This is a genomic window from Imperialibacter roseus, assembly GCF_032999765.1.
Classification (GTDB): domain Bacteria; phylum Bacteroidota; class Bacteroidia; order Cytophagales; family Cyclobacteriaceae; genus Imperialibacter; species Imperialibacter roseus.
The window spans coordinates 6,121,205-6,142,751 of the sequence record NZ_CP136051.1 but is presented as its reverse complement, the minus strand read 5'-3'; the positions used below and the strand labels follow the sequence as shown (position 1 = coordinate 6,142,751).

Here is a 21,547-nt window from a genome sequence, read left to right as displayed (position 1 = left end):
CCTTTAGGGCCGAATGTGACCAGTTGTGTTACATCAGCTAATCTAACAAGATGCAAAAGTACAATAGTTTCCTTGAAATCAGAGATTTGAAGGGGCCGGGGCTTGGCCTGCTTCAGCTGGTTTTATTTTGTTTTGGTGGAATGATCGTGTTTCAGATAATTTCCGTGTTGCCGCTGATGCTGCTTTTTAATACGGGGTTTGAAGAAACAATGAGGCTCATGACGGACATGGGCGACCCACGATCCAAAGTGGCGCTGTACACCACCCAGGCTGTGGGGTCGCTCGGAGCGTTTATTCTGGTGCCGTTGCTCTACGTCAAACTCTATCAAAGCACAAAAGTAAGCACCTATTTTTCCGTTGACACCCGCTATTGGCAGCCATTAACCTATGCCATCCTGATCACTTTCTGTTTCATGGTTGTCAACAGTCTTTTTATAGAATGGAACATCAACCTGAAGTTTCCGGAGTTTATGAGTGGCTTTGAGCAATGGGCGCAGACGAATGAGGAACAACGTAAAGTGATTACCGAATACCTGACCGACTTCTCTGGCTTTGGCGAACTACTGGTTGCTTTGTTTGTAGTCGCCATTATACCCGGCATTGGTGAAGAGCTTCTTTTCAGAGGGCTTATTCAAACCAGGCTTCAGCAACTGGTTCGAAACCCGCATGCGGCTATTTGGATCAGTGCTTTGTTCTTCAGTGCCTTCCACGTTCAATTCTATGGATTTGTGCCAAGGCTGTTCTTGGGGGCACTTTTTGGCTATATTTTCTACTGGTCGGGCAGCCTGGTGCTAGCTATGCTGGCGCACTTCTTCAACAATGGCTTCAGCCTGGTGATGCTTTACCTTTACAAAAATGACCTGGTCGACTTCAACATCGACGATACAGAGACGGTGCCTTTGGAAACAGTAGGGTTTTTCTTTATTATTGGTGCTGCCCTCACTTACCTCTTTATTAAGTTTCACAGGAACCTGGAAAACGCTGATGGATAACTGGCAAAAGGTGTTTACTAATAACCAACAGCACAAAGCAGAGATTGTGAAGGCAGTACTAGAGGAAAATGATATTTCCGCTGTGGTAGTTAGCAAAAAAGATTCTCTCTATCAGTTGGGCAACTATGAGGTGTATGTTTCATCTGAGAATGTCCTCAGCGCTGTGAAAATGATCAACGATGACATCCATTTTGAATAGGTTCAACAACCTAACCCAAAGAATTATCGCAGCAGTTATAGGAGCCCCTATCTTGCTCTTTCTGATTATTTACAGCCCCTACACGTATTTTGCCATTTTTTTTATCCTGACTCTTCTTACCCAAATGGAGTTTTACAACCTCGTGCGGCTTCATGGCATTTTGCCGCTGCGCTTCCTGGGTTGCTTTATAGGGGCGATTATATTTTGTCTCACCTTCTTTGTGGAAACAGGAGAGATTGACGGTAAATACGCCTTTCTTATTTTTCCTTTGCTGGCCACCATCTTTTTTATCAAGCTCTACAAGAAAAACGAAAAGAACCCATTTACCAACATTGGTTTTACCTTTCTGGGGATCATTTACGTAGCCGTGCCTTTTGCTCTCCTTAACTTTATTGCCTTCTCGAGGGGCGAATATCATTGGGAGATAATAGTCGGATTGCTACTAATACTTTGGGCAAGCGACACCGGTGCCTACTTTGCCGGAGTCAATTTTGGCAAAACCAAACTTTTCGAAAGAGTGTCTCCAAAGAAGTCCTGGGAAGGAAGTGTGGGAGGGGCCCTGACCTCCCTGGCAATGGCCTATGGCCTTTCCATGTACTTTACTGTGTTGCCTCTCTGGGAATGGCTGTCAGTCTCCGTTATCATCATTGTGGCTGGAACCTATGGTGACCTCGTAGAATCTCTTTTCAAAAGAAGCATGGAGATAAAAGATTCAGGCAAAAGTATTCCAGGGCATGGCGGGTTTTTGGATCGTTTTGATGGATTGTTGCTATCCGTGCCTTTTATTATCGTTTTTCTAAGGCTTCTCTGATTTTACCAGTGTGCTAAGCTCCCATTTCACAGATACTTGACACCTTTGCTAAAAAATGTACATTTCAGCTTTTTTGAGCAAACTTTCTATTGCTTTTAGTAGCTTTGCCACCGAATACAACACATTAACCCTATTATATTTTTATGGCTTACATAGAACCGGCACCGATAAAGGACAAAGAAAATCCTTTCGAATCGATGATGTCCAGGTTTGACATTGCAGCAAAATGTCTTGGACTGGATGATGAGGTGTACAACGTGCTGAAGTCGCCTGTTAAGCAGGTAATAGTGAACCTTCCTATTACCATGGATGATGGCAGCGTACAAGTGTTTGAAGGCTATCGGGTAATTCACTCCAACATTCTTGGCCCTTCTAAAGGTGGCATCCGCTACGACATGGACGTTCACCTGGATGAAGTAAAAGCATTGGCCGCCTGGATGACGTGGAAATGCGCCGTGGTGGACATTCCCTATGGTGGTGCCAAAGGCGGTATCATCTGTAATCCACGCAATATGTCGCCGGGCGAAATCGAACGGTTGACCAGGGCCTATACAGGTGCCCTTGTCGAAATCTTCGGGCCTGACAGAGACATTCCCGCCCCCGATATGGGTACGGGCCCTCGTGAAATGGCCTGGTTGATGGACGAATACTCCCGTGCTCAGGGCATGACTGTGAATGCGGTTGTTACAGGCAAGCCCCTGGTTTTGGGCGGTTCTTTGGGCCGTACTGAGGCTACAGGTCGTGGGGTAATGATTACTGCGCTGGCGGCAATGGAGAAATTGAAAATTAATCCTTACCATGCGAAAGTGGCTGTTCAAGGGTTTGGTAACGTAGGATCATGGGCCGCTACACTTCTGGAAGAAAGAGGTGCCTCGGTCGTTGCTGTGAGCGATATTTCCGGAGCCTACTACAACGACAGCGGAATTGACATTAACAAAGCCATAGAGTATCGGAATGCCAATAACGGCTCACTTGAGGGCTTTAAAGGTGCCGAAAAAATTGCGGGCGATGATCTGCTCACCCTTAACCTCGACGTTTTGGTGCCGGCAGCAAAAGAAGATGTGATTACCGTGCACAACGCAGACCAGATAAAGGCGAAGCTGATTGTGGAAGGCGCCAATGGGCCAACTTCAGCCAAAGCCGATGCTTTGCTGAACGACAAGGGCATCATGGCTGTGCCTGACATCCTGGCCAACGCTGGCGGGGTAACTGTATCCTACTTCGAGTGGGTACAAAACCGCCTTGGTTATAAGTGGACTGCAGACAGGGTGAGCCGGCGGTCTGACCGGATCATGAAGGATGCGTTCAACAACGTGTTCAAAACCTCTCAGGAGTATAATGTTTCTTTAAGGATTGCCGCTTATATTGTAGCCATCGATAAAGTAGCTAAAACTTATAAATTCAGAGGTAGATTTTAGAAAGATGACCATACACAAAGAAGGTAGAACATTATTGCTGGTGATGGCGATTATTTTCATCGGCTTGAACTACGTAGTTTTCAACTATGTGGCAATGTCGCTTATTCATACCCTGGTGCTTGCTGCCAGCATTGTGATCTACCTTCTTGTTCTTCAGTTTTTCAGGCTTCCAACATGCGTGACTCCCGAAGACCCTAAAGCTGTTTACGCACCCGCCGAAGGGAAAGTGGTGGTGATTGAAAAAACCACCGAAGACGAATGCCTGAAAGACGAACGCATACAGATTTCAATTTTTATGTCGCCTCTTAACGTACATGTCAACAGGGCTCCAATCAAAGGAAAAGTAAGCTTTTTTAAATACCACCCAGGAAAATACCTTGTTGCCTGGCACCCGAAGTCGAGCATCGAGAATGAAAGAACGACTGTGGTCATGGAAAACGACAAGGGTGTGAAAGTGCTCTTCCGCCAGATAGCCGGAGCAGTTGCCCGCCGCATCAAGTGGTATGTGAAAGAGGGCGACCAACTGACCCAGGGTGAGGAGTTCGGATTCATTAAGTTCGGCTCCAGAGTCGATGTGTTTTTACCTCTTGACGCCAAAATTGAAGTCAACATCAACGACAAAACTACAGGCGGCAAAACGGTGATTGCCAGGCTGGCCTAAAGCATATCGCTTCCAGATCGCTGGTTTAGTGAAAAGAAATTTATATCTTTTCATAAAAACCAACCCTTACATACTATGTCATCTACTAATTATGCTGGATTTTGGCTACGCTTTGTGGCCTACATTATTGACTATATCATAGTCTATACAGTCCAATCTTTTGTTCTGTTGCCAATTTTTGCCGCTCTGGGTTTTGGCTTTGCCACCACACCCGGCTTGTTTGACGATTCCATGAGCACTGAAGAAGCGATAGGGCTTTTTGCCGCTCTCGCTAGCATTGCCAGCGTTACCTTCTTAATTACTCTCACCATTCAGGTGCTCTATTACTCTTTTATGGAGTCAAGTAAGTACCAGGCAACCGTGGGCAAAATAGCTCTTGGCCTAAAAGTAACCGACATGGAAGGCAACAAACTCGATTTTGGAAAAGCCCTGCTCCGAAACCTGGGTAAGATTGTTTCTTCGATGATCCTCGGCATTGGTTATATCATGGCGGGCTTCACAGAAAAGAAGCAAGGCCTTCATGATATGATTGCCAGCACGTTGGTAGTTAAGAAGTGATTTGAAGCATATCAATGATTTGCTCGAGGTAGCGCTGGTCTACCTCGTCAAACTCATTGAGTCTGTCGCTGTCCACATCAAGAACGCCAAGCACTTTTCCGTCTCGAATGATTGGCAGCACTATTTCCGATTTTGAATCGCCGCTGCAAGCTATGTGACCGGGAAACTGATCAACATCCGGCACAATAAAGGTTCTGGCCTCCTTCCATGAAGAGCCACAAACGCCTTTACCCAGGTTGATTCTGGTACAAGCGATTGGCCCCTGAAACGGCCCAAGCACCAGCTGGTCTTCTTTGACCATATAAAAACCAACCCAAAAAAAGCCCATTCCGTATTTCAGAGCCGCAGCAATATTGGCCAGGTTGGCCGTAAGATCTGGCTCGCCGGCAATCAACGCTTCAACCTGAGGCACAAGCGATTCGTATTTGTCTTGCTTAGTCGCTTCCTGCGGAATAAAAAGAGTTTCAGCCATTAGTCTCTTGTGTAAATAATCAATGTATCACCCAAAATATCTTCCTTACTTAAAATAGTGCCTCCGCAAACCGGAGCCTTTATGCCCGTGGTAAATGTCGTGGGCGCATAAAAAACCCTGGCCTCGTCCCAAAGGTTCATTTCTATAAACGATTCCAGCGTTTTGGCTCCACCCTCTATAATCACCGATCGGATATTTTTCCTATGCAAATCAGCCAGCACCTCCGACAAGTAGTGATGTGCGTCGACCTTTACAAGCTCAAGGTTAGCCTCCAGCGACTCTCGTATGGTTGTATAGATGATCGTCGAAACGGAGCCATCAAGCACATGGTAGTTACCATCCAACTCGTCACCCGGATCCAGCACTACCCGCACAGGGTTTTTGCCTGGCCAGTCCCTGGCGGTCAATTGTGGATTGTCGTAAACTACGGTATTGCTGCCGACCAAAATAGCATCCTCTTCCGTCCGCCACTTGTGCACCAGCTTTCTTGAATAGGCGTTGCTGATCCACTTCGAGTCATGGTTTTCCCGAGCAACAAAACCATCCATGGTTTGCGCCCATTTCAGGATGATGTAAGGCCTGTGGTCTTTCATGGCCGTTAAAAACCGCCTGTTCATCCATTCGGCCTCCTCAGCCAGCAATCCCACCTGCACATGGATACCGGCCTGTTTCAGTCTGGCGATACCCTGCCCAGCGACTTGCGGATTGGGGTCTTCAACAGCCACTATCACCTCTGCCACATTTTTTTCTATCAAAAGATCGGCACATGGTGGTGTTTTGCCAAAGTGAGAGCAAGGCTCAAGCGTGACATACACAGTAGCGCCTTTAAGCTGCTCAGGATGTTTTACGGCATTCACAGCGTTTACTTCGGCATGGCCCTCTCCATATTTGCGATGCCAGCCTTCCCCAATGACCAGGCCGTCTTTCACTATTACACAGCCAACCAGTGGATTAGGGCTCACACTACCCAAACCTAACTGCGCCAGTTCAATGGCCCGCCGCATGAATACCTGGTGTTGTTCCAAATCAATTGCTATTTGCCTCATAAATTTGACATAAATTGTGAGACAAAAAAATTATTGCCTTGCCTATCCCCGCTATTACTTCTGCCGACAAACTATTCACCGAAGTGGCCAATCAACTGATCCTGATTTGTGGCGCCAATGAAGCACAAAGCATCACCGGCTACTTGCTGGAGGGAGTGCTGGGAATAACTGCCGGCGACAGGCTGGCAAAAAAACAACTGGAGCTATCCGAGGATGATAGGGCTACGCTTGACGAAGCAGTTAAAAGGCTCAAAAATGAAGAGCCAGTACAACATGTGGTGGGCTACGGATGGTTCTACGGTAGAAAATTCTTTGTGAACAAAGATGTGCTGATTCCCCGACCCGAAACAGAAGAGTTGGTTCACTGGATTATCAATTCTCAAAAGAAGCCAACCAAGATCAGCCTCCTGGACATAGGTACAGGCAGTGGCTGCATCCCCATCAGCATTAAGCTGGAAATGCCAACCTTTCAATGTGAGGGCTGGGATGTTTCCGAACCAGCCTTGGCAGTTGCCAGAAAGAATGCGGGTCGGCTGGGAGCTGAGGTACATTTTAAACAAGTCAATATTCTGGAGGCAACGATCGATAAAGGGGCTTTTGATATCATAGTTAGTAACCCTCCTTATGTCAGAGTTTCCGAAAAGCCTTTAATGAGCAAAAACGTTTTGGCATTTGATCCCAGCCTGGCCCTGTTTGTCGGCGACAATGATCCGCTTATTTTTTACAAAAGAATTGCAACGCTGGCCAAAACAGGCTTGAAAAAGGAAGGCTGGCTCTACTTCGAGATCAACGAAGCTTTTGGCCCGGAAATAAAAGATTTGCTCGATTCATTGGGTTACTCTCAAATCGAACTGCGGCAGGACATCAATGGCAAAGACCGGATGGTCAGAGGGCAGGTCGGCTAAAGCTGTTCCTCAAGAAGAAAAGCCTGCCCGGATTGAATATAAACCAAGCTATCCTTCTCAACGGAAAGAGTCGCCTTGTCCAAAAGTTGCTTGGATGGCTTTGCAGTAAACCCGCTCCACATAAACTCCTGTGGCTCATCCAGCGACTTTACGCTGAGCTGGGTGCCTGCTGGCTGCCATTTGCTGTATTTCCCTTGTCGGATCCACAGCCAACGGCTCGTTTCACAATAGAAAACAATGTCCATATTGGCGAAAAAGAGTGCTAACTCCGAAAGGGATAAATCAAAAGGAGAGGCAAAAATATTAACCGCCTTGTATCTCTTTGCCAAAAGGTAATGAAGGGCAGCAATGACATCATTCTGTTCACTTATTCTTTCCAAAATGGTCAAGGGGGCGAAAGCTTCCCAGACGGCGGCGTGTTGAATTTTTTCTTCATGGGTCGCCACCACTACATCGGGCTTGATTCCCAGGGTGGTTAACACCTCCACCTCTCCGGCGGGCACCACAATCGTCGGGCTCCACTCCAGCAAGCTTGCCAGCGTTTCGTTGCGAAGCCATGCGGCATTCAGCGCCAGCAAAGCTGGTTCCTGCTCATCTCGAACGATATGGTGTGAAGACATTAGCAGTGATTTACAAAAACACGAAGATGACTATTTCTTCCACGTTTTCATAAGGTTGTCGTTCACTTGTCGAATCTCCGCCCAGGTCCATATTTCCTTTGGCTTTGTCGACTGACAAGCCTTGCGGTAAAAAGAAATGACAGTATTTTCCAGCAACTCCGGAGCAATGGATGATGAGTAGAACCGCCTGTTAAAAGGGTGATCAAAACGTATTTCCTTGTCTTTAATAGAAGGGCCAAGCCGAAGAATAGGCCCGGTGTCTGTCACATCGGCACCTGTCCACTTCTCACCGGTAGTTTCCAGGCCATTTAGCTTCTCAATAAGCAGCTGAAAGTTAATTCTCGGGTAAGGGTTTCGGCCGTAGGCGTCTACCCATGTCGTGTATTTATACTCTAACTCAAACTGGTTTCCCGGGTAAATGGTCAGCACCATATCTGTCTGCGCCGATTTCCCGAAAAGAGCATAATAATGAAGAGGCATTGGAGCATGAACCACAAGAAGCCGTATGTCTTCATAGAACTCCACACTGCCCTGGCTGGCCAACAGCGATAAGTGTTGATTGGCCAGTTGATATTCCTCTTCCCAATCTTTGCGAAACACCTCAGGGTCATTCAAAGCCTTTTCAAACGCTGGCAAAAAGAAGGTGTACTTTTCTACGCAGGCCTCTTCTTCCAGGTAGGCTTTTCCGAAAGGGGCATAAAACTTTTTCTTTTCTACACTATTCAGCCACGCCACAAGTTTCAGCGCCTGGTCAGCGAGCGCTGCGTCTTCCGGGAGCTCCCTGAAATCTCCCAGCAAAGCCATTGCCTTCAACAAATGCTGGTGCTTTAGCGCCAGCTCTGGATTCAGCAGAGACCAAATGCCAATAAACCCGTCTACGTCGAAGTGGTTATTCGTGACAAACCTGGCCGCCTCCGGCACAGCGCCCTTCACCAAAGCGTTGATGGCAATGGCAGCACTGGTGTCCTCGGCAAGTTCAGCAGGAGGGCCCGCTCCCCTCCAGTGGCTCAAATTGAGCCTGCCAGGAAGGAAGCAGTCTACTCCAATCACCTGATGGTGATCAAGTTTTTTGGCTTCAGCAAACGGAATGAATTCCATTAAAACCTCACAGATAAAGCTGCCAGAAAGTTCCTCGTTGCCTGAGGATAATAGTAGTTTTCTCGCACCTCATAAGCGCCCCCGAAGTATCCGAAGGTATATCCATTAGAGGAGTACAGCGTGCTGAATACGTTGTTCACCAACAAGCTGAGGCCTATTCTTTCTACCCATGCTGGTTTCCACTCATAGGTAAACCGGAGATCATTGACAAAGTAGGGATCGATAGAGCGGGATTCCATCTGCGTGTTGTCCATGTATTGACGGCCAACATACTTGGTAAGCAGCCCTGCTTCAAAGGCGGGAATCGGGCGGTAGAAAAGCTGAGACCCCGCAACGACATTGGGAGAGAAAGAGATGTCAGTGTTTTTGTAGACATTTCTGATCTCGTTGTATTCGTCAAAGTTGGTGCCGTAGTCGTAAAGCACTTCAGTGAACTCTTTGATTTTGTTTCTGCTCAAAGTCAGGTTGGCGTTCCAGGTTAGCTGGTTGGTTAGCTGTACGGAGCCCTGTAGTTCGAGCCCAGCCCGGTAGCTGTCGGCTACATTAGTACGGACGGACGAGCCCACGTCGTTAACCTCGCCAGTCAATACCAACTGATCTTTGTAGTCCATCAGATAGAGGTTGGCACCAGCCGAGTAGCGCTTACCGGCCGTTTTGTATCCGGCTTCCCAGTTACCCAGCGTTTCGGGTGCCGGCACTTTTCCAGCTGGAGCATCAATGAAGTCGCTTCGGATAGGCTCTCTGTGGGCAACGCTGTAAGAAGCGTAAAGCTGGGAAGTCCCTTCAAGGGCATAAGTAAGGCCTGCCTTTGGATTGAAAAAGAAGAAATTCTCGTCCACATCAATAGCGGCCTGGTCGCTGTCAACCCCTTCGGTAGTGTAGCCAATCGTACGGATTTGCAGATCGCCGTAGGCATTCAGCCTGTCGGTAAGTTGATAGTTGGCTTTCAGGTAGCTATTGAAGTCCTTCTTCAGCGCATTGCTTTCGTAATACCTGTCTCTGATTTCGGAATTGCTTGCATATCTGGCCCAGATGATCTCGCCAAAGTGATCTCCATCGTACACATTGAGGCCTCCGCCCAACGTTGTCTGCCACTTCTCGCCACTGTAGTTGATGCTATAGGTAAACCCGTAGAAATCATTGTCAAGCCAGCGACGGCGAATCAAATCTGTGGTCTCAACGGTAGTGTTTTCTATCACGATCGGGTCGAGCCCGTAGTCAGAAAAGTCGTCGCCCTCCCGGTACTGCTCATAGTAGCCACGTCCATAAGTGTAATGCAATGCACCGTTAACCGACCACTCTTTGCTCAGCTGGTGAGTCAGGTGAAGCTGGTAGTGGTCTTGCTGGTAGTTATCAACCTCGTTGTCGTACTGATAGTAGTTGAAAGTGCGGCCTGAGTTCAGCAAGTTGTCTGCCTGAGCCTGCGAATACCCGTTGTTGGCGATCACCTCCTGCATGCCCTCCTCGTCGTTGTTGAGTCTCGCTTCAGGCGTACCCCACCACGACTGGTAGGTAACTTCTTTGCCTCCAAACACAAGCGCTTTCACAATGGTTTTCTTGCCGTAATAGCCTCCGGAAAGGAAATAAGATTGTAAATCTGACGACGCCCTGTCGATATAACCGTCGGAAGCAATTTTTGACAGCCTGCCTTCAAACGACCAGTGGTCCTTGATGAGACCGGTGTTGTACACAATGTTGTGTTTTCTTGTTCCGTAAGAGCCAAAAGAGTTGTTGATCTCTCCAAAACCTTCGGTGGAGGGCATGGAAGTTTGGAGGTTGATGGTGGCACCAAACGCACCCGCTCCATTGGTCGAAGCACCCACACCCCGCTGGATCTGAATATTGTTGGTAGACGAGGCAAGGTCAGGCGTATTGACCCAGAAAGTGCCATGCGACTCTGAATCATTGAGCGGAACACCGTTAATGGTCACATTGATCCGGGTAGCATCGCTTCCTCTGATCCGGATGCCGGTGTAACCAACTCCAGCACCTGCATCGGAAGTTGTCACCACCGATGGCGACCAGTTGACCAACATCGGCATGTCCTGGCCAAGGTTTTGTGCCTTTATTTCCTTGTTGGAAATAGTGGAAAATGTCATCGGCGTTTTCTCATTGGCCCGTGTTGAGGACACAATGATGCCCTCATCGAGCAGCAGGTCTTTGGAAAGACTAAAGTTCATGACTTCATCTGTACCAAGTGAAATTGCTTTCTCAACCGTTTCATACCCTACAAAAGACACTTTGATAGTCACCTGCCCTGTCGGCAGTCCTGTCAGGTAGTAGTTACCCAAATTATTGGTGGAAACTCCTTTTCCACTCCCTACAATGACCACATTAGCCCCCGGTAGGGCCTCATTCGTTTCTGCGTCAGTCACTTTGCCTGAAAGCGACTGGGCATCGGCATTCGCTCCTGCGAACACACCCGTCAGTGCCAGCCATAAGCTGACGCCCAACATTTTTTTGTTAAACATGTACCTTAAATTTTTCGGTTAAACATCAGTGGCATCAAGGGGTTTCTGCCACCTTAACGTTTCACCTCCTTTCCCTTGCGCCGGCATTACCCGGATCAGGTTCAAAGGGTATAATCTCAGCCCGAACTTATTCCGCCTACTGGCAGATAGGGCACCCCTGGTAAAATTACGCTACTAAGGTAAGGAAGAATTTAGATAGGAATCAAATCGATGGAGCCGACAGCCCTGAAATGAAACCTATTTCAGACAATCAACGAGCCTACTTTCGCAATGGCCAATTGGAGCCTTTCTTCCTCATTACCACTCACTAACGAGTAGGGAAAGCCTTCCTTTTCGAGATAGCTTTTATAAATGTCAAAAAAATAATCCCGCATGTGTGGATGTTCCCTCAGTGGATCCTCCACCCAGGGTATGTCGATATCGGTAAGGAAAAAATAATCATATTTCATTTGATCAACCTGCTCTGCAATCCAGGGATCACATCGGCCATAGCTGTGTTCACTCCACACCTTAACGACGATAAGTGTGGTGTCGCAAAACAAAAAGTTGTTGGCGCCTCGAAATAATTGCTCCTCTTTCGCTTTCTGACCTTTTGCAATGGTCAACAAATCACTTTCCTCGTACGGTCGATTAATGTCTATAAGGTATTGCCTGGCAAACTCGGGTACCCACTGTGTTTGAAAATGGGCTGCCAGCTGGAGGCTCAAAGTTGACTTGCCAGTTGATTCGGGGCCTATAATGCCAATCCTTTTGGTCATACGGCCTCCTTCGTTTGCTGCTTCACATCATTTATCCATGCAACAAGTCCTATCACTGCAATTATTGTAAAAATGAAAAACTGAAAGCTGGCCAGTAATAGTCCTTTGTAGAAGTAAAGTGGCACGGAAATCAAGTCGCCTACAATCCATGCCACCCAGTTTTCCACCTTCTTTTTTGCCATGAGCCACATGCCCACTATGAAAATGGCCGTGGTCAAAGAGTCCCACAAGGGCACGTCACTATCGGTATGTTGGGTAAGAATGTAATACCAGAAGGCAAATGATCCAATCAGGAAAAAGGCTGTAATTACATTTTCTCTTTGGCTGTTATAGCTAACAGGAAGGGCTTCTTCACCGGGAGTCTTTTTACTCCAGAGAATCCATCCATACACGCTCATGGCAGTGTAATAAACATTGATGGCCATGTCGGCATAAAGCTTGGCCGGAAAGCAGATATAGACAAAAATGATGGTACTTACTATTCCGGTAGGGAAAACCAAAATGTCTCGCCGCATGGAATACCAGACGCTCAAAAGCCCAAAGAATACGGCTATTGCTTCCAGCCAGGTCATTTGTTGCACGCCAATTTTCAATCCTTCCAGAAACCACTCCATGCCCAAATATTCTTTCGTTAAAATTAATTTCGAACTAACCGTTCCGAATAATCTTTAATATCTTTAATTTTGCCCCGCAAATAATATCACGTAAATTATTATTTGCAAATGGCCCTCAACAACTCCAAGTTCAAGTACGAAGCGCTCACTTACGACGACGTACTATTACTCCCAGCGTATTCTGAAGTACTTCCACGCCAGACTGATACTTCGACGCAACTTACCAGAAATATCAGACTTAATGTGCCTCTGGTGTCTGCGGCTATGGACACGGTCACCGAATATTCTCTTGCCATTGCTATGGCTTTGGAAGGTGGTCTTGGTTTCATTCACAAAAACATGTCGATAGAGGCCCAGGCAGAGCAGGTTCGAAAAGTGAAGCGCTCTCAAAGTGGCATGATCCTCGATCCCATCACACTTGATGTGAACTCGACTGTAGGCGATGCCGTCGCCATCATGCGTGAATTCAAGATTGGTGGCATCCCGGTCATTGATGGTGACAGAAAACTGGTAGGCATCATTACCAACCGGGATTTGCGCTTTCAGAAAAAAATGAACGTACCTGTAAAGGACGTGATGACCACCGGTAAGCTGATTACAGCAGATGTGGGCATCGACCTGGCGCAGGCAGAGGACATTTTGCAGGAGTTTAAAATTGAGAAACTTCCCATCGTTGACAAGTCAGGCAGGCTGAGTGGCTTAATTACTTATAAAGACATTTTAAAGAAAAAAGATCGTCCATACGCATGTAAGGATGAGTTTGGCAGGCTTAGAGTGGGCGCTGCGGTAGGCGTTACCGAAGACATTTTGGATCGGGTTGATTTGTTGATAAAAGCTGGCGTGGACGTAATCAGTATTGACACCGCACACGGTCATTCCAAAGGAGTTATTGACACCGCCAAAAGGGTGAAGAAGGCCTATCCCGACCTCGACATGATTGTTGGAAACATTGCTACTGGCGAAGCGGCCAAAGCGCTTGTTGATGCAGGTGCCGACGCTGTGAAAGTAGGCGTTGGCCCGGGCAGTATCTGCACCACCAGAATCATAGCTGGCGTGGGCGTACCTCAGCTGTCAGCAGTGGTAGAGTCCGCAGAGGCCATCAAAGGCAGCGGAGTGCCCGTTATAGCCGATGGTGGTGTGCGCTTCTCTGGCGACCTTGTGAAAGCTATTGCAGGTGGTGCCAGCAGCATCATGATCGGGTCGCTACTGGCTGGAACAGAGGAGGCACCTGGCGAGATCATTATTTACGAAGGAAGAAAGTTTAAGACATACCGCGGCATGGGCTCAGTGGAAGCAATGGAAAGTGGCTCTAAAGACCGCTACTTCCAGGACGCTGAGGACGACGTGAAAAAGCTGGTGCCGGAAGGCATTGTGGGGCGGGTTCCATTCAAGGGCCTGGTTTCGGAAGTGCTGTACCAACTCGTGGGCGGACTGAAAGCCGGGATGGGTTATTGCGGAGCTGCTGGCATCGAAGATCTTCAGAAAGCCCAATTTGTTAAAATTACAGCCGCTGGTGTTCGTGAAAGTCACCCGCACGACATCGCCGTTACCAGAGAGGCTCCCAATTATTCGTCGAGATAACAGTTATCAACATGGTATAATAAAAGCTGTCTTTGGGCAGCTTTTATATTTTTACAGTAATTAGTGATTTATTTAAATTGCCCTGTCAAACAGGTGTAACACTATTGGATGTTGTCGAACAAAAGCATCGTCAGACTTAGCATAGCCTTCGGAATTATATTCTGGACGCTGCTGCTATTGACCAACCTGTCGATCCTTTTCGATCAGAAGAACAACGCCTCTCTGGGCATACCGCAGTTCTTACCCCACGCTTTTCTCATCCTTTTTATCTTGTCTGTTGGGGTTTATTATCGCTACAGCATTGGTAAAGCAGAGAGCATCAATTTTATCGATTTGTTGTGGCGTGTATTTGTAACCGGCCTTCTTACTACCATCGTTTCACTGTCGATCAAGTTCTTTTTCTACGTTTTTGGAGGCTCCATGCTCACCAAAAATATTCTGTTGATCAACTTCTTTTACCTGGTCAACCTGGGGCTCATTCTATCGTTTTTGATTTCCACCTTCATCGTTTGGAAAAGGCTGATCCTCTATCAAAAATCCAAGAAGCTTCTGCGCACCTGGCAGTTCTTCGAATATTTCCTTTTTCTGAGCCTTGGCTTTGAGTTTTCCGGCTACAAGTTGTTCGACGTTCCTTTTAACACGGTAATTCTCTTGCTCGTTGGCATTGGGCTGATCTTGTCTGTCAACTTAAAATGGGTCGCCTATCTCAATTTTAAGCAAAAGTGGAAAAGCATCTTGTTTCTACTGCTGGTCATCATTTATCTGTGGTACTTCTTCATGAGCCTGGTTGGTTATTCCAATGAGTCCGTGCTGATCACCGACCTCCTCAACAATGTGTTCGTGCTGGCAGTCTTCGCCTTCATCTTCATTTACTCCGTTTTTTCTGTCCTTGTTATCCTGTTCAACCTCCCCACTTCCTCCGTTTTTGAGAGCAAACTGGAAGAGGTCATCAATTTCCAGCGGTTGAGCCAAACCATCCCAACCGGACAAAAAGAAGAGCAAGTCTTCGAAATATTACTTGATAGCGCTGTAAGTGCGGTGTTTGCAGACGCTGCCTGGCTGGAGATCACGGACACAAAGGCCGGCAAACAGGAACTATTGGTAAGGAACCTGAACCCTGACCTTATAGACAAAATAAAGGAGGCTGCGCAAAACAGCACGTTGAAGCGAATTCTCAACTCTGAGCTGGAAAGAAACCCCACCAGCCAAAAACTGACGGCTACGCTTAAAAAAGTGCCGTTCAAGTCGATTCTGGTGTACCCCATTATTGTTAAAAATGAACAAATCGGCACTCTTGCCTTGCTGAAAGAGGTCGACGACTCCTTCAACAAGGAAATGATCGACATCATCAACACTTACGTCAACCAGGCGAGCATTTCGATTGAAAATTTCCGGCTGCTAACGGAAGCTCTGGAAAACGAACGGTACAAGGAAGAGCTGAAAATTGCCTCACGGGTTCAAAAAAGTCTTTTACCACAAACCCTTGACAAAAACCACGACTACAACATCACGGCATTTTCTATGGCTGCCGACGAAGTAGGGGGCGATTACTATGACACCTTCCGCATCAACGACAATAAAGTAGCCCTTATCATCGCCGACGTTTCTGGCAAAGGCACGTCAGCTGCCTTCCATATGAGCCAGATGAAGGGAATTTTCCATAGCCTTGCACAGCTGGATCTGGAGCCAAAAGAATTTATGGTGCAGGCCAATAGCGCCTTAAGCCGGTGCCTTGAGAAAACCTCATTCATTACGGCTTCCTACTTCATAATCGACACAAAAAGTAAAGTAGTAAGGTTCACCAGAGCAGGCCACTGCCCAACCTTATACCTCGATGGCCGTACAAGGGAGACCAGCTTCTTCAAAAACAAGGGGCTAGGGCTGGGAATATTGCGAAACTCTTCCTTCGAAGACTATGTTCAGGTTAATGAGTTCTACTACAAGCCGGAGGATGTGTTCGTATTATACACCGACGGTATTACGGAAGCCACTAACCAGAACCAGGAGGAATTTGGGTACGATCGCCTCCGCACCTCTCTACTTAAGCATGCTAACCTATCACCCGACAAAATAAAGGACGGGATCATTGATGATTTATACGATTTCTGTGGAAAACGGTCGTTGGACGATGATTATACCATGCTCATCGTAAAGTTCTCTGGGCATGAAAACGTTAAAAGTGTTGAATCCGTAAAAACTAAAAAATGATTGAAATCTCTACAGCAGAAGACAAAGAATATGTATGCATTAGTGTTGGAGGCGAAGTAGATGCGAGCTCATCTATTCAACTCGACACAACAATTCAGAACGCAGTATCTGATGGGTATAAAAAAATAATGATCGACTGCTCTGGGCTTAATTATATTTCTTCTGCAGGGCTGGGAGTCTTTATGTCTTACATACAAGAGCTGGAAATAAAGGAGATTAACATGGTTATTTTCGGCTTACAGGATAAGGTTTTCCATGTTTTTCAAATTTTAGGTCTCGATCAGCTTTTAAAAATTGTTGATGATGAAAAGTCCGCTAAGGGTTTATTAAATGTTATATAATTATAAGGCATCGTGCAGTACTGATAAACTTCAGGAGATCCGTCAATTTATTGACGATTTGCTGAGGCAGCATGGCCTTTCCGATGTGGAAAGTCACAAGGTTGTGCTTGCTGTGGATGAGGTGTGCGCCAACCTTATCATTCACTCGCATGGGTGCGATGCCAACGAATCCATTGAAATCTCGGTTGAATTCAAAGCAGACAAAACAACAGTTTTCGAAATAAAAGACCACGGTGAAGCTTTCAACATGGCACAGTACAAAGAGCCCTCCCTCTCAGATATTATCAGAACCAAGAAAAAGGGAGGCATTGGGCTTATGCTTGTAAACAGAATCATGGATAAAATCGAATTCTATCAGTCCAATGGTTACAATGTTTGCCGGCTCACCAAGGATTTTAAAAAGCAATAACAAATACTTCTAGCTGAATAATGAAGCCCCAGGGAGCCCTCTTCGTCCTTTTCATTTTTTCGTTTGGCCTATCAAACCCCGCCTTCTCCCAAAAAGAAGATCCCCTTTTTACGATTGGGGATGAAGCTTTTTCTACGGAAGAATTCCTCTATGCCTTCAACAAAAACCGGCAGGCAACTTCTGGTTCTTTTACAGAGCAAGAGCTTGACGACTACTTCAAACTCTATGTGAACTTTCGGCTCAAGGTAAAAGAGGCAAAAGCACTTGGTTATGATAAAAAACCAGCTTTCGTGGAGGAAATGGTTGGTTACAAAAAACAATTGGCAAAACCTTACCGGACCGAAAACCTCATTAACGAGGAGCTGGTCAGAGAAGCTTACAGCCGCACTCTGGAGGAGGTGGAGGCTTCCCATATCCTCATAGAAATTCCAGCGAATGCCTCACCTGAAGATACCCTCAAAGCCTACAACCTTCTTCTTGACATCAAAAAAAGGGTAGGCAACAGTGAATCATTTGCCACATTGGCCAAACAGTATTCGCAGGATCCGTCGGCCGCACAAAACAATGGCTATCTGGGCTATTTCGGCGCCTTCCAAATGGTGTACCCATTCGAAAATGCAGCCTTCAAAACTGCCGCCGGTAAAGTATCTGACCCCTTCAAAACGTCGTTTGGCTATCACATTGTTTATGTCCATGCGAAGCGAAAAGCCCTGGGGTCTATTAAGCTGGCACATATTTTTTTCAAAATGAATGCCGACTCAACATTGGCGTACGCTAAAGCTGCAGAGGTAAAGGCAAAACTTGACAAAGGTGAAGACTGGAACAGCCTGGTGGCGCAATACAGTGATGAAGGTTCTAATAAAAACAAAGGCGGGGAGCTGCCCTGGTTAACATTCAGGCAACTGCCAGCGTCATTTTATACTGCAGCAAGTGGTTTGGATAAACCCGGCGACATCTCTCATCCTCTCAAGGCGCAAAATGGGTGGCACATCATCAAACTGGTAGAGAAGAAGCCCGTGCCGCCTTTGGAAGAGGTAAGGACAATGATTGAATCACGCATTTCGGGCGATGACCGCTACTCCAGTAGAAATGATCAAACTATTGATAGTTTGATCAGCCGACTAAATGTGAAGATTTTTCTTGAACCGAAAAGGGCCGCCTTTTCATTGATAGACGGCAGGATCATTGAAGGCAATTGGTCTTACGACTCCAAAGGCTCAGAATTGAAAAAAGTGTTGGTTAACGCTGCCAATAGCCAACTAACAACAGAAGATTTCTTCCGGTATGTGGAGATAAACCAAAAGAAGGGCAGCAACCTAACAGCTGAAAAGTATGCTGATGAGCTTTGGAACAGCTTCTTGCTGGAGAAGCTAGAAGGCATCGAGCTACAGCAACTCTATGCTACTAACTCCGCTTACAGGTTTTTATACAACGAGTATTTTGATGGCACCCTGCTGTTTGAGGTAATGAACGAAAAGGTGTGGCAGATGGCCAACACGGATACTGTGGGTTTGAGCAGCTTTTTCTCCGAACACCGGGGTGATTATACATGGAATGAACGGGCAGACGTCTTGAGCATTGAAGGCGAAAATAAAGTGCTGAAAAGCCTGATGAGCTCTTCCATCGACACCTTGTTCCTGTTAAGAAAATACACAGTTGGCACCTCATCAGAATGGGGAGCAGCCAAGGCGGGCCTTGCAGAGGTATTCAATTCGATTGACTCCCTGAGACTATCTATTTATGCAAATGAAAAATCGGTCCGGGAAATAAAAACAGCATTTCCCGATGAGGCCTCAAGGGTTCGTTTTATCAAAGATGAGATCAACTCATCTCAAATTGAATTACTTACCCAATCAAAAAGTGTGTTAGAAAAATATTTCAATGGTCTGGATACGCTATCTTTGAAGGTTTCAAGTACTCTGCTTGAAAAAGATAATAACCTCGTTCCCAAAGAATACTGGAAGGCGGGGATTCATTTCGTCAACGACGGTGCCTTCTCGAAAATTCTGTATATAAAAAATATACAGCAACCTGCCCGAAAAGAGCTCGGAGAGGTCAAAGGCAAAGTGGTTTCAGACTATCAGGAATTTCTGGAAACCACGTGGCTAAATGAGCTGAAGGCCAAGTATAGCGTAAAAGTGAACGCCAGGGCTTGGAAAAATGTAGTAAAACAACTTAATGAAAAGTAAATACCTTCCTCTCGTACTCATCCTTTCTCTGCTGCATAGCTGCGAGTTTATAAAGCTAAAATCAGGAGAAGAAGCCAATGTTCAGGAAATTCCCGTAGCACGTGTCTTCGACACGTACCTCTATAAAGCTGACCTCACTGGTATTGCCCCTGAAAATTTGTCCCCTGAAGACAGTGTCAAGCTGGTTGAGAAGTACGTTGATAGTTGGATAAAAAAGCAACTCATGATTGCCAAGGCGTCTTCGAAGATAGAGTTCAACGAAGCAGAAATCGAACGCAAGGTGCTTGACTATAAGTATGCCCTCATGGTGCATGAGTTTGAAAAATATGAGATCGGCAGGCGCCTTAACAAAGAGGTTTCCGAGCAAGAAATACAAACCTATTACGACGATAAGTTTGAGAACTTTCTTCTAAAGCAGAACATTATCAAGTGCCTGTTTGTCAAAATTCCCAAGGAGGCCCCACGAATTTCACGAATCAGGGGTCTGTTAAGAAGTTACCCCGACTCCGACATGGAAGAAATCAAGTCTTATTGCTTCAGGTTTGCCATATCTTCCTCCCTTGAGGACAACGCCTGGCTCAACTTTGACGAGGTGGTGAAAAGCACGCCGCTAGCCACCATACCCAACAAAGTTCAGTTTTTGCGGGATAATTCTTTCGTAGAATCGTCGGACGACAAATTTATTTACTTCATAAAACTACTTGAATACAAAATCTCTGATCAGGTTTCTCCGTTGGAGTTTATCAGGGAAGACATAGCTAATATTATTCTTAATAAGCGTAAAATTGAGCTCGCTAAGAAACTGGAAGAAGAGATCATAAACGAGGCGCAACAAAACGATGAATTTGAAATTTACAGGAACTAGAATATTCGCACTCTCACTGGCTTTTATCATGATGGCGTCCCTGAAAGTATTGGGACAACAAACAATGGTGTTGGATGAGATCATCGCTAAAGTCGATAACTATATCATCCTTAGGTCGGACATGGAAAAATCCTACCTGGAAATGCTATCGAGAAATGACATTACTGGTATCACCAGGTGCGATGCCCTGGAAACGTTGGTTATCAATAAAATGCTTGTTGCTAAAGCAGAAATAGACTCCGTAATGGTGGAAGATGGCGATGTGGAAAGTAATCTGGATCGCCGACTACAGTTCTTCATCAATCAGGTCGGCTCTGAGGAGCGGCTGGAGGAATTTTACGGAAAAACCATCGATCAGTTCAAGGACGAGCTTCGTGAGAGCGTAAAGGAACAGATGGTTGTGGAAAAAATGCAGGGAACTATCACCAAAGATTTAACTGTGACACCTGCAGAAGTGAAGAAGTTCTTCAAAACCATTCCATCGGACTCTCTGCCGTTCTTTTCAACCGAAGTAACTATTGGGCAAATCGTAAAAATTCCTGAGCCTGGTGAAGTTGAAAAGGAAAAAATTCGCACACAGTTAATTGCTATCAGAAATAAAATTCTGGCCGGCGAAAGTATGGCTACACTTGCCCAGCAGTATTCGATGGATCCGAGTGTGAGGAGAAACAATGGCGAGCTCGGGTTTTTCAGACGAGGAGATTTAGCGCCTGAGTTTGAAGCAACTGCGCTTAGCATGCAGCCTGGAGAGATTTCGATGCCCGTCGAAACCGACTTTGGTTTTCATATTATACAACTTGTAGAAAGAAGAGGAAACACCTACAACAGTCGACACATCTTGATGATTCCTGTGCCATCCCCTGCTGACATCAAAGCCTCCCGGGACTACCTGGACAGCCTGAAAACGCAAATTGAAGCAAAAACGATAACGTTCGAAAAGGCAGCAAAAGAATATAGCGATGACAAGGCGACAGCTTCCGATGGCGGCTTTTTGCTCGATGGCACAGGCGCACCGAGAGTTTCCGTTGAAGAAATCGACCCAGTGCTTTTCTTTACTTTGGATACGATGAAGGTTGGTAACATTACTGCACCCATTGACTACAGGCTAGATGACGGGACGCAAGCTTTGAGACTGATCTACTATAAAGACAAGGTTCCACCTCACCAGGCAAATCTGGAGCAAGATTTCCAGAAGATTTATCAGGCAACACTTAGCGCCAAAAAAAACAAGATTCTATCTGAGTGGTTTCGTAAAGCACAGGGAGATGTGTACATTGACGTTGATCCGGAATTCGACTTCTGCAATCTTTTAAAAGAGAATTACTGATAAA

Annotated in this window: 21 protein-coding genes and 1 riboswitch; of the genes, 14 read left to right on the top strand and 7 right to left on the bottom strand. The window is 46.2% G+C overall.

What is annotated here, in order from left to right:
* Positions 1-50 precede the first annotated feature (50 nt).
* The 6 genes from RT717_RS25785 (at position 51) to RT717_RS25760 (ending at position 4,639) form a co-directional block, all read left to right on the top strand.
* A complete protein-coding gene (locus RT717_RS25785; protein ID WP_317489211.1) occupies positions 51-992 on the top strand; it encodes a CPBP family intramembrane glutamic endopeptidase in 942 nt (313 codons plus the stop codon).
* Entirely contained in the window at positions 985-1,191 is a 207-nt protein-coding gene (locus RT717_RS25780) for a putative signal transducing protein (protein WP_151997733.1), read from the top strand. Before RT717_RS25785 ends, RT717_RS25780 begins: the two co-directional genes overlap by 8 nt.
* Entirely contained in the window at positions 1,172-2,002 is an 831-nt protein-coding gene (locus tag RT717_RS25775) for a phosphatidate cytidylyltransferase (RefSeq protein ID WP_317489210.1), read from the top strand. The genes RT717_RS25780 and RT717_RS25775 overlap by 20 nt, the downstream gene beginning before the upstream one ends.
* Positions 2,003-2,145: 143 nt before the next feature.
* Positions 2,146-3,420: a Glu/Leu/Phe/Val family dehydrogenase gene (locus RT717_RS25770; RefSeq protein ID WP_317489209.1), complete on the top strand. Its 1,275-nt coding sequence runs from the start codon at positions 2,146-2,148 to the stop codon at positions 3,418-3,420.
* Positions 3,421-3,424: 4 nt separating this feature from the next.
* Positions 3,425-4,081: a phosphatidylserine decarboxylase family protein gene (locus RT717_RS25765; RefSeq protein ID WP_317489208.1), complete on the top strand. Its 657-nt coding sequence runs from the start codon at positions 3,425-3,427 to the stop codon at positions 4,079-4,081.
* 75 nt (positions 4,082-4,156) lie between these two features.
* The gene (locus RT717_RS25760; protein WP_317489207.1) at positions 4,157-4,639 is read left to right on the top strand and encodes an RDD family protein; all 483 of its coding nucleotides are present in this window, start codon (positions 4,157-4,159) and stop codon (positions 4,637-4,639) included.
* Here the strand turns inward: RT717_RS25760 and RT717_RS25755 are convergent.
* Positions 4,629-5,111 (bottom strand): GAF domain-containing protein, encoded by a 483-nt coding sequence (locus RT717_RS25755; RefSeq protein ID WP_317489206.1) that lies wholly within the window; start codon positions 5,109-5,111, stop codon positions 4,629-4,631. The two genes, RT717_RS25760 and RT717_RS25755, sit on opposite strands and share 11 nt — an antisense overlap.
* Positions 5,111-6,157 carry a bifunctional diaminohydroxyphosphoribosylaminopyrimidine deaminase/5-amino-6-(5-phosphoribosylamino)uracil reductase RibD gene (ribD, locus tag RT717_RS25750; RefSeq protein WP_317489205.1) on the bottom strand — a complete coding sequence of 349 codons (1,047 nt, stop codon included), beginning with the start codon at positions 6,155-6,157 and terminating at the stop codon, positions 5,111-5,113. The genes RT717_RS25755 and ribD overlap by 1 nt, the downstream gene beginning before the upstream one ends.
* A gap of 38 nt (positions 6,158-6,195) precedes the next feature.
* Between ribD and prmC the strand changes: the two genes are divergently transcribed.
* Positions 6,196-7,062, top strand: coding sequence for a peptide chain release factor N(5)-glutamine methyltransferase (prmC, locus tag RT717_RS25745; RefSeq protein WP_317489204.1), 867 nt, complete (start codon positions 6,196-6,198; stop codon positions 7,060-7,062).
* On the opposite strand, the gene RT717_RS25740 is transcribed toward prmC, so the two are convergent.
* The 5 genes from RT717_RS25740 to pnuC all read right to left on the bottom strand — a co-directional run bounded on the left by RT717_RS25740 (position 7,059) and on the right by pnuC (position 12,629).
* Positions 7,059-7,682: a hypothetical protein gene (locus RT717_RS25740; RefSeq protein ID WP_317489203.1), complete on the bottom strand. Its 624-nt coding sequence runs from the start codon at positions 7,680-7,682 to the stop codon at positions 7,059-7,061. The genes prmC and RT717_RS25740 overlap by 4 nt on opposite strands.
* Before the next feature lie 30 nt (positions 7,683-7,712).
* Positions 7,713-8,780: a DUF6687 family protein gene (locus tag RT717_RS25735; RefSeq protein WP_317489202.1), complete on the bottom strand. Its 1,068-nt coding sequence runs from the start codon at positions 8,778-8,780 to the stop codon at positions 7,713-7,715.
* Positions 8,780-11,251 (bottom strand): TonB-dependent receptor, encoded by a 2,472-nt coding sequence (locus RT717_RS25730; RefSeq protein WP_317489201.1) that lies wholly within the window; start codon positions 11,249-11,251, stop codon positions 8,780-8,782. Before RT717_RS25730 ends, RT717_RS25735 begins: the two co-directional genes overlap by 1 nt.
* Positions 11,252-11,304: 53 nt before the next feature.
* Positions 11,305-11,420: riboswitch (TPP riboswitch) on the bottom strand.
* A gap of 73 nt (positions 11,421-11,493) precedes the next feature.
* Entirely contained in the window at positions 11,494-12,009 is a 516-nt protein-coding gene (locus RT717_RS25725) for an ATP-binding protein (protein ID WP_317489200.1), read from the bottom strand.
* Positions 12,006-12,629: a nicotinamide riboside transporter PnuC gene (pnuC, locus tag RT717_RS25720; protein WP_394854108.1), complete on the bottom strand. Its 624-nt coding sequence runs from the start codon at positions 12,627-12,629 to the stop codon at positions 12,006-12,008. Before pnuC ends, RT717_RS25725 begins: the two co-directional genes overlap by 4 nt.
* 102 nt (positions 12,630-12,731) lie before the next feature.
* Between pnuC and guaB the strand changes: the two genes are divergently transcribed.
* The 7 genes from guaB (at position 12,732) to RT717_RS25685 (ending at position 21,543) form a co-directional block, all read left to right on the top strand.
* Positions 12,732-14,204 carry an IMP dehydrogenase gene (guaB, locus tag RT717_RS25715; protein ID WP_317489198.1) on the top strand — a complete coding sequence of 491 codons (1,473 nt, stop codon included), beginning with the start codon at positions 12,732-12,734 and terminating at the stop codon, positions 14,202-14,204.
* Between the two features lie 108 nt (positions 14,205-14,312).
* Positions 14,313-16,412 (top strand): GAF domain-containing SpoIIE family protein phosphatase, encoded by a 2,100-nt coding sequence (locus tag RT717_RS25710; RefSeq protein WP_317489197.1) that lies wholly within the window; start codon positions 14,313-14,315, stop codon positions 16,410-16,412.
* Positions 16,409-16,753: an STAS domain-containing protein gene (locus RT717_RS25705; RefSeq protein ID WP_317489196.1), complete on the top strand. Its 345-nt coding sequence runs from the start codon at positions 16,409-16,411 to the stop codon at positions 16,751-16,753. Before RT717_RS25710 ends, RT717_RS25705 begins: the two co-directional genes overlap by 4 nt.
* The gene (locus RT717_RS25700) at positions 16,743-17,162 is read left to right on the top strand and encodes an ATP-binding protein (protein ID WP_317489195.1); all 420 of its coding nucleotides are present in this window, start codon (positions 16,743-16,745) and stop codon (positions 17,160-17,162) included. The genes RT717_RS25705 and RT717_RS25700 overlap by 11 nt, the downstream gene beginning before the upstream one ends.
* Before the next feature lie 20 nt (positions 17,163-17,182).
* Positions 17,183-19,351: a peptidylprolyl isomerase gene (locus tag RT717_RS25695; protein ID WP_317489194.1), complete on the top strand. Its 2,169-nt coding sequence runs from the start codon at positions 17,183-17,185 to the stop codon at positions 19,349-19,351.
* On the top strand, positions 19,341-20,216 hold the full coding sequence (locus tag RT717_RS25690; protein ID WP_317489193.1) for a peptidyl-prolyl cis-trans isomerase: 876 nt from the start codon (positions 19,341-19,343) through the stop codon (positions 20,214-20,216). Before RT717_RS25695 ends, RT717_RS25690 begins: the two co-directional genes overlap by 11 nt.
* Positions 20,191-21,543 carry a peptidylprolyl isomerase gene (locus RT717_RS25685; RefSeq protein WP_317489192.1) on the top strand — a complete coding sequence of 451 codons (1,353 nt, stop codon included), beginning with the start codon at positions 20,191-20,193 and terminating at the stop codon, positions 21,541-21,543. Before RT717_RS25690 ends, RT717_RS25685 begins: the two co-directional genes overlap by 26 nt.
* Positions 21,544-21,547: the final 4 nt, after the last annotated feature.

Bases quoted from the DNA above. Each gene is read 5' to 3' on its own strand.
- RT717_RS25785 (WP_317489211.1), top strand. From the start codon at position 51: ATGCAAAAGTACAATAGTTTCCTTGAAATCAGAGATTTGAAGGGGCCG.
- RT717_RS25780 (WP_151997733.1), top strand. From the start codon at position 985: ATGGATAACTGGCAAAAGGTGTTTACTAATAACCAACAGCACAAAGCA.
- RT717_RS25775 (WP_317489210.1), top strand. From the start codon at position 1,172: ATGACATCCATTTTGAATAGGTTCAACAACCTAACCCAAAGAATTATC.
- RT717_RS25770 (WP_317489209.1), top strand. From the start codon at position 2,146: ATGGCTTACATAGAACCGGCACCGATAAAGGACAAAGAAAATCCTTTC.
- RT717_RS25765 (WP_317489208.1), top strand. From the start codon at position 3,425: ATGACCATACACAAAGAAGGTAGAACATTATTGCTGGTGATGGCGATT.
- RT717_RS25760 (WP_317489207.1), top strand. From the start codon at position 4,157: ATGTCATCTACTAATTATGCTGGATTTTGGCTACGCTTTGTGGCCTAC.
- RT717_RS25755 (WP_317489206.1), bottom strand. From the start codon at position 5,111: ATGGCTGAAACTCTTTTTATTCCGCAGGAAGCGACTAAGCAAGACAAA.
- ribD (WP_317489205.1), bottom strand. From the start codon at position 6,157: ATGAGGCAAATAGCAATTGATTTGGAACAACACCAGGTATTCATGCGG.
- RT717_RS25740 (WP_317489203.1), bottom strand. From the start codon at position 7,682: ATGTCTTCACACCATATCGTTCGAGATGAGCAGGAACCAGCTTTGCTG.
- RT717_RS25735 (WP_317489202.1), bottom strand. From the start codon at position 8,780: ATGGAATTCATTCCGTTTGCTGAAGCCAAAAAACTTGATCACCATCAG.
- RT717_RS25730 (WP_317489201.1), bottom strand. From the start codon at position 11,251: ATGTTTAACAAAAAAATGTTGGGCGTCAGCTTATGGCTGGCACTGACG.
- RT717_RS25725 (WP_317489200.1), bottom strand. From the start codon at position 12,009: ATGACCAAAAGGATTGGCATTATAGGCCCCGAATCAACTGGCAAGTCA.
- guaB (WP_317489198.1), top strand. From the start codon at position 12,732: ATGGCCCTCAACAACTCCAAGTTCAAGTACGAAGCGCTCACTTACGAC.
- RT717_RS25710 (WP_317489197.1), top strand. From the start codon at position 14,313: ATGTTGTCGAACAAAAGCATCGTCAGACTTAGCATAGCCTTCGGAATT.
- RT717_RS25705 (WP_317489196.1), top strand. From the start codon at position 16,409: ATGATTGAAATCTCTACAGCAGAAGACAAAGAATATGTATGCATTAGT.
- RT717_RS25700 (WP_317489195.1), top strand. From the start codon at position 16,743: ATGTTATATAATTATAAGGCATCGTGCAGTACTGATAAACTTCAGGAG.
- RT717_RS25695 (WP_317489194.1), top strand. From the start codon at position 17,183: ATGAAGCCCCAGGGAGCCCTCTTCGTCCTTTTCATTTTTTCGTTTGGC.
- RT717_RS25690 (WP_317489193.1), top strand. From the start codon at position 19,341: ATGAAAAGTAAATACCTTCCTCTCGTACTCATCCTTTCTCTGCTGCAT.
- RT717_RS25685 (WP_317489192.1), top strand. From the start codon at position 20,191: ATGAATTTGAAATTTACAGGAACTAGAATATTCGCACTCTCACTGGCT.